Here is a 9838-nt window from a genome sequence, read left to right as displayed (position 1 = left end):
ATGATAATTACTATTTCAAACCGTGATCAGATTTATGAAATTTGGTTGAAAGGGTGATTAATCGTACTCTCTCCAGGTCTTGGAACATTTTGTGCAGCGGAAGAATCTGACTTCACTCTCATCAGCAGACCTGAGCTGACGGAGCCACCATTCGGCTTCATTATTACCACATTCCGGACATCTGATGGCAATGGTTGGGAGGGTATGGATCTTCTCGGTGTCATCTACAATGACGATCTCCTTCTCTTTTCTTTTATCAACCTTGGTCATCAGATTTCCGGGCGCATCTTCCTTTGTCCATCCACAGCCCGGACAAACAAAACTACCGCCCTGATTTTTAAGCATTCTTCCGCACTTTAAACAGAACATCATATAGGTATCTGACCAGAAAGTATTTTAGGCTTTTATAGGATTAATAGCGCTTCATTCATTTCACGAAAAATTCAGAGACATTTTCGCACTATTTCGATGATAATGACTGAATAATTATCTGGGGACAAAACATATACACAAGACAAATGCTGGAATTGTTTATCCCTGTCTCCTGCGTATTCTTTCTTCTTTCACTGATTCCCGGCAGACACCGCAAATATACAGCAATCATCGCATGGATATCCATCGTGTGCGTACTGATTAGCGGCGTTCCTGCCTGGATAGAGGAAACAAACCTCCTATACCCGGTGATGGCTGTACTTTCACTTCCATTTCTTTGGGCAACAATCAGAATGCTCCTCCATGACCAAGAAGTGGTGTACCAACTTACCCGGGCTGCAGGGGTCTCATTCCTTATCTATGCTCCATTTGCTTTTTACGAGCCCCTGGGCAATGCACTTATCAGCCTTGTGATTAGCAACACTGGGATGTTTTTGAATTTTTTCAACTTCCCATTTGATCAGGTTCTTTGGAACACGCTACAGCACGGGCACTTCAGGGTTGAGATCATCCTTGCCTGCACGGGAATACAGGCAATTGCTATTATGCTCGGGGTTGCAGCAGCAGTCCCGACAACCTGGAGACAGAAAGCCCTGGCATTTCTGCTCATCGTCCCCACGATCTATATTCTCAACTTATTCAGAAATACCGGGGTCGTTATCGCATATACAGAACAGTGGTTTGCATGGCTCCCGGATGTAACCGGAAGCCCGGAACCCGGGTATGCTAGTTTCTTCTGGGCTCACAATATTATTGCAGAGGGTGTTGCTCTGGTGTTTCTTGTCGTTCTCGCCTACGAACTGTTCAGGTTGATTCCAACCCTGGCAGACTTCGCAGCTGACCTGATTGATGCATACAGGTTTGAGATTATGAGTATCGCCGGTAAAGGTAGATAATCCTCTCAAGAGCCGAGAGGTTTGTGCATACCGCGATAATTATTACAGAAACCCAGATATAGCCAACCAGACCTCCAAGACCAAGGATCAGAAGGGTTTCAGGTCTACCAAAAAACCCCACCCCTTCAAGGGGATCTTCTATCTTTCCATCCCGTCGCTCAGTAAAACCTATCTCTGCATACGTGACTGGTTTTATAAAGGTGTTCATCAATGAACCAGTTACTGCAAGTGCCACTATTGCAAAATCCCAGGTTGAGGGCCCGGGAAAGATCCTGGTAATTATTGGAATCGCAGATATTCCCACACCAATGATCACAACTGCATCAGTGTATTTGTCTGCAATCCAGTCAAAAACTGCACCAAACCGGGTCTCTCTTCCTGACCTGCGTGCAACAGTTCCGTCCACCAGATCGAGGATGGCTGATATGAAAAGAAGAATGCTACCAGGAAGAAAAGCACTCATCGCATAACAGACAGCACAGGCAACTCCCGCAAGGAGTGAGAGAACCGTAATCATGTTCGGGGAGATGCCAAGTTTTAGAAAAATCCCAGATAGCGGTTCGACATACCCGATGAAACGGTAACGAAAAGCGGTAATATTCATCCTATATTGTCCCTCACCCCGTCCACCAGTTCAGAAAACCTGACCAGATGCAACAGGATTGGTAATACTCAGAAGAAGTCAGACCTGTTATGCTTTGTGCCATGAGTCTTCGCTTGTTATATTGATGGAGGGTTATGCATGGATCATGGTGAGCATCATCTTAAAGGAGACCGATGCGTGGACAGCGTGGGGGATATGTGCAGGAAGAATGATCATATCACCAGAGACAACATCAAAATTTTTCCCCTCAAGACTTACTTCTGCTGTGCCTTCGAGAACCTGAAGCACAGCATCGAATGGCGCAGTATGTTCAGATAAACCGGATCCTGCAGCAAAAGCAAATATCGTTATTGTCCCCTGTGGTGTATACGTGAGCATCCTGCTCACGACGCTTCCATCCTGATAATTAACCAGGTCAGCGGGTCTGATAATCTTGCCTTTCAGATCCTGTGAATCTTCACCCATACCGTGTTATCAGAACCGGATCCTATTTGACCTCTTTGATCAGAGATACCAGGGACCAGTTTAAATTGAGTTCACCACCAATAGTGTTGGTACGAATGTCTGGAGACCAGAACCGTCCTCATGTCGTCCTCGTCTCTGAGGTGACTGTTGACGGAAAATTAACCGTGACCCGGGGTGCATCATCAAAACTTTTGATGCAGTTTATGTCACATGAGGCCGAGGTCCTGCTCCATCGCATCAGGGCTGATTCTGATGCAATCATGGTCGGCTCAAATACCATACGGATTGATAACTCATTTTTAACTGTACGATATGTTGAGGGGAAAAATCCAATCAGGGTAATTCCTTCCTCACATGCAGATATCTCTCCTGACGCAAACGTGCTTTCTGCAGATTCACCCACTATCATCGCAGTGAGTAAACAGGCAGAGAGCGAAAAAATAGCAGCACTCAAAGAAAAAGGTGCATTAATAGAGGTTGTTGGAGAGGAGAAGGTTGATCTCGCTCTCCTGTTAAACCGGCTTTCTTCTGAATATGGAGTGAAACAGTTGATGATTGAAGGGGGGTCAACGCTAAATGGTCAGATGTTCTCACTTGGCCTTATCGATGAGATTGTGTTGATTCATCTTCCGTTCATTGCAGGTGGCACAGATACGCCCTCTCTTGTTGGCGGACTACCCACCCGGTCGGTTGACGACCTTATAAAACTTGAACTGAAAAAGAATTATCTCGCCGGCGAAAACCTGATCACCGAATACGTGGTTCGCCGGTTATAAATGTTGTAAAGATCAGATCATCATGATAGGATCTGCTTTCATGATCTCTCGGAGCAGGGTAGTTGCATATTGACCGGGCTGGAGCGAGAATGCGAAGTCCATCCGGTTTTCACCCATCTCAATATTGATATCTGAATTGAGAAGGATCGATCTGGGCGCTCCGGAGAACCGGGTCTCCAAAAATGTTGATGCAGTTCCAAACATTTCGCTGGTAATTCCCTCTTGTTCCATCAGCCAGGCCATATTTTTATCGTCTGGTCCTGTTGCCTGAACTGGTTCTGAACCCTGCATAAAGATAGCAATACGGCACCGATCCCGTTTCACCTGCATTGCCGCCATCCGGGATGTTCCTGCTGTAACAACATCGGAACGGCCGTCAGAGAAGACGATCCGGTCTCCTTCAACAGGATCGGCAAGACCTCTGCCCTCTTCTATCCGCATACTCAGGGCACGGTTAAATAACCATGACTGAACCGCACTCACGAACATGGATCTCAGAGTACGTGGGAAGGTATGGAACGCACCTGCATAATCCCCGGGATTGCTTACCAGGTGATGCAGGAGCGAGCGCTCAAGAGAGAGACGAACAGGGATATGATGAAGGGATTCTTTGGCATCACCAGTATCAGCATAGTATTTCCGTCCCTCGGCATACTCCTCACTCTCACCTGTGGACGGTGTACTTACAAAGGTTCTGACTGCATCCTCATACGAACCACGAAGAATATCAAGACCGGTCAGGTGGGTGACCGGACGCTGGACACCGAACCGCTGATACCCGAAGTAATTCGGAACCCCTCCTGCAAGTCCAGCCACAACATCGTCAGTGGTTGTTTCAGGTTTAAGCGGCTCATACTCAGACAATGATATCCTGAACCGGTTTCCCTTGAGATCACCAAGCGAGATCTGCTGATTAGAAGAGCCCACTGGCTCGATCGTTATATCAGGGATATGAAGTGACTGGATTACCGCAGGATCTGCCTTGTATATTGAGATGAACTGGGTTGTAACGGCCCGCTTATCTTTGGTGCCTGCGAATCCAAATCGCTGGTGACTTACCCCGAGACGGCCAGCGATCTCCTTGATGGCACGCTGTTGATCCCAGTTTTTTTTGGTTAACCGGCAGATGAGGTATGGCCCGGTTCCTGCTGGAGAAGGATTATCAGATATTTCTTCTACAACGAAATCTTCAGGATCTCCCTTGAGCCTCCCCCCGATCCCATCCAGGTCTGAAATATACCAGGAGAGGCCAAGCGTATGGTCAATAGGATACGGACTTTTTCTCATAGGAGGGAGAGATTTCCCGTAATCTTGTCCAGTTCTTCATTCTTTGCAGGTCCCAGTCCGAGAGCAGTGATTGTGCCGGGCGGGATCTCGGTCATCCCTGCATCCTGAATAAGTGCTGCTGAAATTCCTGCAGCTTCAGCGATACTTTTCAGTTCAAAGAGGGTACGTTCATCGCTTGCCTTCAGCACCACCTTCTTTTGACCTTCATTCATCCATGCCTTTTTAGAAGATGCATCAGCTTTTTCATACGCTACGATGGCAGCGTGGCCGGCCTGGGCACATTTTTTACCGCAACTCATCTTCACATCATTTCTGATGATGATACACTGCTTCCACCTGAACTCTGGTTCCCTGGCCATATCCTAACCAGTTAGGCATCCCTGACCATAATGATACAGGAAGTTCAGAGGTTTCATAGGTCAGGGGATCAGATATTGAGGCAGTATGGACCGGAATTATGAGGTTGTCGTGGTTGGCGCAGGACCGTCAGGCTCTGCTGCTGCAGAATCATGTGCAAAGGCCGGCCTTCGAGTTTTACTTATCGAGGAGCAGGCACACATCGGCGTTCCGGTCCAATGTGCAGGATTGCTCTCATGTTCTGCGTTTGAAGAGTGCAGAGTCAGCACCCGATCAGTTCTCAATACAGTATCAGGAGCTACTGTCAAGGCTGGTCAAGCTTCGCTCTCCTTTGATGCAGGAAAGATAAAGGCATACGTTGTGGATCGGTCAATTCTTGACCAGGAAATGGGGTATGCCGCTGCAGATGCAGGAGCAGAGATACAACTTAAAACACAGGCATACGACCTGAAGATCAACCAGCATAAGATTTTGGTTCGTGGATCAGGTGGGCATGAACATATCAAGTACCAGATTCTTATTGCAGCAGACGGGCCACGGGCATCTATCGGGAGAATGGCAGGACTACCTCGTGCCCCGGTGTACCTGTCTGGACTCCAATGCGACCTTACCAGTGAGGTAGATCAGGACAAGGTTGCTATCTACCCTAATGCTTCTCCAGAATTTTTCGGCTGGGTCATCCCAATGGGTGAAGGACGGGCTCGTGTAGGAATGTGCGGTATAACAAATGTCAGGGAAAAATTTGATCAGTTCATTTCAGGATTTGGATCGCAGCGGGTTCAATTTGTAAGCGGAACCATCCCACTTGGAACACTTAAAGCCACAGTTGCAGAGGGAATCATGACGGCTGGTGATGCCGCTGCAATGGCAAAGCCCACTTCAGGCGGAGGAGTATACACCGGAGTCCGGGCTGCACGGCATGCTGGAGCTGTCGCTGCACTTGCCTGTGAATCAGGCCGAACTGACCCTACATTTCTTTCACAATATGAGAAACTATGGAGGAGCGATATAGGCAAAGAACTGAAGATCGGGTATGTAGCATTCAGGTACAGGCAGACAATCTCTCCAGCGGACATGGAGCAGATCGTCTCTGTGATGAGCAGCCCTGATATAAGAGATTTAATTGTACAGAAAGGGGACATGGACAGACCAGGAAGACTGCTCAGGTCTCTTCTCCTCCACCCTTCCATGTATCGGGCAGGTGGAGTAGTAATCAAATCTGCTATCAGGGCTCTGACTGAGTAAATATATTTATTGAGAAGTCGGGAGGAGAAGTGATCATGGTATCCTCATCATCTAGCAAATTTGGGCGTGGATTCTTTATCAATATCTCTCATCTGGTAACAAAATTCTCACTCCCACCAGATCGGGCATGGATGGGTGCACAGGATTACTTTTCAGATCTCATCATCCCTGCACAGTTCAAAGGGACAGATATCGAAGAACTAATCGGCATACTCAGGCAGCAGATCATGTGGCATCAGGCTGGCGGTCCGATGGATAAAGAACAGTACAATGAGGTGAAACGAACCCTGAATCGTCTCCTCATAACTCTCGACAAACAGGCGGGAATTACGGACCCTGATATCGGACGATACCACGATTAATATAAACGGTCAGGTCTCAACCAAACTTAATAACCGATAATTCCTCTGAAGAAACTTATCGCTGCACCCAGGTAATCGCCCTGGGACATCTGAACTTGTTCCAGGGCATTAAAGATATCAGAACCATGGGGATCCTTTTCAAGAGCTGAATTAAAGGCACTTATCGCCTCCTTCTTTTCACCATACATCGAGTGAATCTCCCCTTTCTGCATGTATGCCCTTCCATTGTTTGGGTCTATCTTCAGACCTTCATCAATCAGGTTCATCCCGGTAAGATAATCCCCGAGTTTCGCATCTGCATATCCAAGCGAAGCAATGACATCAGAATCTTTGGGTAGCAGTTCCCGTGCCCTTGTATAGGCATTCTTGGCACTTTCGTACTCCTCGATCTTCAGTGCTGTGTACCCTTTTCTCCTCCATGCTTCTCCAAGATCAGGGTTTATTGTCATAACCTGATCATACACATCAAGGGTATTCTGGTAACGCTTGATTTTATATTCTAACACCGTCACCCGATCCCATTCTCCGGTGAATCTGACATTAGAGGCTACGGACTGGTAATATGCATCGACCGGATTCATTGTCTGGGTAATTCGGGTATTCTTTATCCCCTGATAGTACCACATGTCATTTTTCTGCATTGTGGTAAGGCCACCATCATAGGAGTAGAATGCACTTTTGTAATCCTCGAGTGCAAAATATGCATTACCAGCTACAAACCACTGGGGAACATTGGTCATCTGGATCTTTTTTGCCGCTGATGCTGTAATTATAGCTCCATTGTAATCTTTCTTATCCAGAAACAAATATCCCTTGTTGGCATAAAAAGAGGCAGTTCCAGGATCAATTGCTATTGCTTTATTTATTGCTTCAATCCCATTATCAGTCTCATTCATAGACCGGTATGTAACCCCGAGGTTATTCCATGCTACTGCATAATCAGGTTTTATTGAGGTAGCTTTCTGAAATGATGCTACTGCTTCAGGGAATTTACCCACCCGATAGTAAGCAACACCCTGACCATTATACTCAGTGGGGTCACCTGGTGCAAATGATACTGCCTTTCCAAATGCATCGGTAGCCTTTGCCTGGTCTCCAAGATTTCCCCATGATGAACCAATGATATGCCAGGCAAATGAGCAACTTGAATTAACAGAAAGGAGCAACTCTGATGCGTTTATTGCCTCAGGATACTTTTCTGCATTGTAAAAGATCAGCGCACGATACATCAGGGCAGTCTGGTTTTTCGGGTTCTGGGCAAGGACAAGATCATTTTCATGCACCAGATCGTCAAATGAAACAGAATTATTTACACTGGCCGATGAATTATCGTCTGCCAATGAACCTTGCGTTAAAACTAAAAGTATAATCAGAATAAGCGCAGGCAGGACAGACCGCATTCAAAGACCTCCAGGTGAACCAGCCGGGGGGATGGTATGCATCTGGTTCGGCGTATGAACCAAAAAAGATATTGGGATGAGTCCGTGTCACTCACTCTTGTGACCAGTACAGGGGTTGATATCTTTGCCAAGACAACCGACTGCATCAGCCCTGCATCTCTGGCAGTGTGACATCTGTTTGACATATGGTTTGCAGAGTTCCTGCATTGCAAGTTTCTCTTCCATAGTCGGCGGTTTGAGGTGGGCAAATTTTGCCTGGGCGATTAGCGGGATAATATTGTGGATGTACACACCCATTGAACTGATCTTCTTTGCTATCTCAAGGATCTGTGAGTCATTTACTCCGGGAATATACACGGTATTTACTTTAACAAGCATCTTGCGCTCAACTGCAAGACGGATCCCTTCAAGCTGTTTTTCGATGAGAAGTTCACCCATTTCCCTGCCTGAATCATACCGTTTTCCCTGATAATTTATGAACTGGTAGATCTGTGCCGCAACATCAGGATCCAGGGCGTTCATGGTGACAGTAATGTTGGAAACTCCGTATTTCTCAAGAAGATCGATCTTGTCTGGGAGGAGAAGACCGTTTGTGCTCACACAGAGAATAAGATCTGGAAAATTCTCATGGATGAGCCTGAAGGTCTCAAAGGTTGCCTCATTATAGAGCGGGTCTCCCGGACCGGCTATCCCAACTACTTTGATGTACGGATGTTCAGCGACAATATCCCTGATCTTCTGGAGTGCCTGCTCCGGATTGAGAATTTCACTGGTAACTCCGGGTCTGCTCTCATTGACACAGTCAAACTTTCTGACACAGTAGTTACACTGGACATTACATTTGGGAGCAACTGGGAGGTGTGCTCTCCCAAAGGTGTGACTGGCCTTCTCACTATAACAGGGATGTTCCTGAATCTTCCGCATCTGGTCAGGATCCCATTTCACGATGGTGCCGTCAACCTCTGATTCCCGGTACGATTCATCAGCCATACGTATCTCTTACGTCTGACGTTCAGCTATTTATGATAAAGCCTATAGGAAACCTCAGAACTATTCGTTTTTGTTACCTGGGATCAGATTACAAAGCCTGTAATTTAGAACAGGAATATTTTTTGTATAATAGAGGGGGGTTTCTGTGGTAGCCTCTCTGATAGTATGTCGTAAGATTTTTTTCTGGACCCCGAAGAGGAATCACTCTCTTAAACCTCTATCTCGGGACAGATTACTGATCGAAAGGCTCAGTAGATTCGGTTTTTCGTCTCCTAATACTACGTTGTTAAAGACACAATACTCAAACGACAACTGAAACTTCCCTATACATTGGTCGATAGGCACAGGTTCATCCGGCCAAATTCCCTGTATGATGGAGAATTAGTTTCTGAAAATACGGATAATATTTCCAATAATTTTGAGAAAACGGGAGATACGGAAAGTATAGTAAATTGGGATGGAGGAGGTAGATTTTCTCTGTGTACCGGGTTGCAGAAATCATCTGATCGATAGATAGATTCGGAACCGGATCAATCTTGATATCTAGAGAACGGTGGCAGAGAGGAGGTCAGGGGCTTACCGCCATCCTCTTCCGCTTTCCCATGTCAGGATCAAGAACTATACCGCGTGATGGATTTGGTTAACGGGAAGCATATGCATTACATTGAAGGACTCATGAAGAAACGGGAGAAGACAAAAAGAGTTGCCTTTTTTATGTCACGGACCTGTTATGCCCAGGCATAGCAGCGGGAGGCTGCCCGGTGTATTGCTCTTCCGTGGACGGTGAATATCACCGGAATGCGGAAGGGGTCAAAGCCTCTTGGGAGGTGTCATCTCTGTGATACCAATCCGATAGTTTGGCTTGATCCGGGAGATCATTTTGTGATTTGTGAGACATGTTATGCCCGGGAGTCTGCTGTTATTCGGTTGGGGGGATGTTCTTGACCGGATTAAGAACGGGACCGGATAATTCGCTGCCTGGAGCATCAGCAGAAATATTATGAGAAGAACCGGGATATAGTGA

Annotated in this window: 11 protein-coding genes; 4 read left to right on the top strand and 7 right to left on the bottom strand. The window is 46.6% G+C overall.

The window, feature by feature from the left end; all coding sequences use genetic code 11:
• Positions 1-57: 57 nt before the first annotated feature.
• A complete protein-coding gene (locus VN429_RS10015) occupies positions 58-372 on the bottom strand; it encodes a transcription factor S (RefSeq protein ID WP_109967118.1) in 315 nt (104 codons plus the stop codon).
• Between the two features lie 146 nt (positions 373-518).
• Between VN429_RS10015 and artA the strand changes: the two genes are divergently transcribed.
• A complete protein-coding gene (gene artA, locus VN429_RS10010) occupies positions 519-1328 on the top strand; it encodes an archaeosortase A (protein ID WP_325632838.1) in 810 nt (269 codons plus the stop codon).
• Here artA and VN429_RS10005 read toward each other — a convergent pair.
• Together VN429_RS10005 and VN429_RS10000 are read right to left on the bottom strand one after the other, a co-directional pair.
• Positions 1300-1932: a CDP-alcohol phosphatidyltransferase family protein gene (locus VN429_RS10005; protein WP_325632836.1), complete on the bottom strand. Its 633-nt coding sequence runs from the start codon at positions 1930-1932 to the stop codon at positions 1300-1302. The two genes, artA and VN429_RS10005, sit on opposite strands and share 29 nt — an antisense overlap.
• Before the next feature lie 132 nt (positions 1933-2064).
• Positions 2065-2397: a cupin domain-containing protein gene (locus tag VN429_RS10000; RefSeq protein ID WP_325632834.1), complete on the bottom strand. Its 333-nt coding sequence runs from the start codon at positions 2395-2397 to the stop codon at positions 2065-2067.
• Between the two features lie 95 nt (positions 2398-2492).
• Here VN429_RS10000 and VN429_RS09995 point away from each other — a divergent pair, with 95 nt between their 5' ends.
• Positions 2493-3173, top strand: coding sequence for a RibD family protein (locus VN429_RS09995; RefSeq protein ID WP_325632832.1), 681 nt, complete (start codon positions 2493-2495; stop codon positions 3171-3173).
• A gap of 12 nt (positions 3174-3185) precedes the next feature.
• On the opposite strand, the gene truD is transcribed toward VN429_RS09995, so the two are convergent.
• Positions 3186-4460, bottom strand: a complete 1275-nt coding sequence (gene truD / locus VN429_RS09990) for a tRNA pseudouridine(13) synthase TruD (RefSeq protein WP_325632830.1) — start codon at positions 4458-4460, stop codon at positions 3186-3188.
• Positions 4457-4819, bottom strand: a complete 363-nt coding sequence (gene pth2, locus VN429_RS09985) for a peptidyl-tRNA hydrolase Pth2 (RefSeq protein WP_325632828.1) — start codon at positions 4817-4819, stop codon at positions 4457-4459. The genes truD and pth2 overlap by 4 nt, the downstream gene beginning before the upstream one ends.
• A gap of 85 nt (positions 4820-4904) precedes the next feature.
• Between pth2 and VN429_RS09980 the strand changes: the two genes are divergently transcribed.
• Entirely contained in the window at positions 4905-6062 is a 1158-nt protein-coding gene (locus tag VN429_RS09980) for an NAD(P)/FAD-dependent oxidoreductase (RefSeq protein ID WP_325632826.1), read from the top strand.
• A 35-nt stretch (positions 6063-6097) separates the two neighbouring features.
• Positions 6098-6424 (top strand): hypothetical protein, encoded by a 327-nt coding sequence (locus VN429_RS09975; protein ID WP_325632824.1) that lies wholly within the window; start codon positions 6098-6100, stop codon positions 6422-6424.
• Between the two features lie 26 nt (positions 6425-6450).
• Here the strand turns inward: VN429_RS09975 and VN429_RS09970 are convergent, their stop codons facing one another.
• On the bottom strand, positions 6451-7764 hold the full coding sequence (locus tag VN429_RS09970) for a tetratricopeptide repeat protein (RefSeq protein ID WP_325632819.1): 1314 nt from the start codon (positions 7762-7764) through the stop codon (positions 6451-6453).
• Between the two features lie 147 nt (positions 7765-7911).
• The gene (nifB, locus tag VN429_RS09965; protein WP_325632817.1) at positions 7912-8814 is read right to left on the bottom strand and encodes a nitrogenase cofactor biosynthesis protein NifB; all 903 of its coding nucleotides are present in this window, start codon (positions 8812-8814) and stop codon (positions 7912-7914) included.
• Between the last annotated feature and the right edge of the window lie 1024 nt (positions 8815-9838).

The organism is Methanospirillum sp. (genome assembly GCF_035560735.1).
Lineage (GTDB): Archaea > Halobacteriota > Methanomicrobia > Methanomicrobiales > Methanospirillaceae > Methanospirillum.
This window is presented reverse-complemented; position numbering and strand designations above follow the sequence as displayed.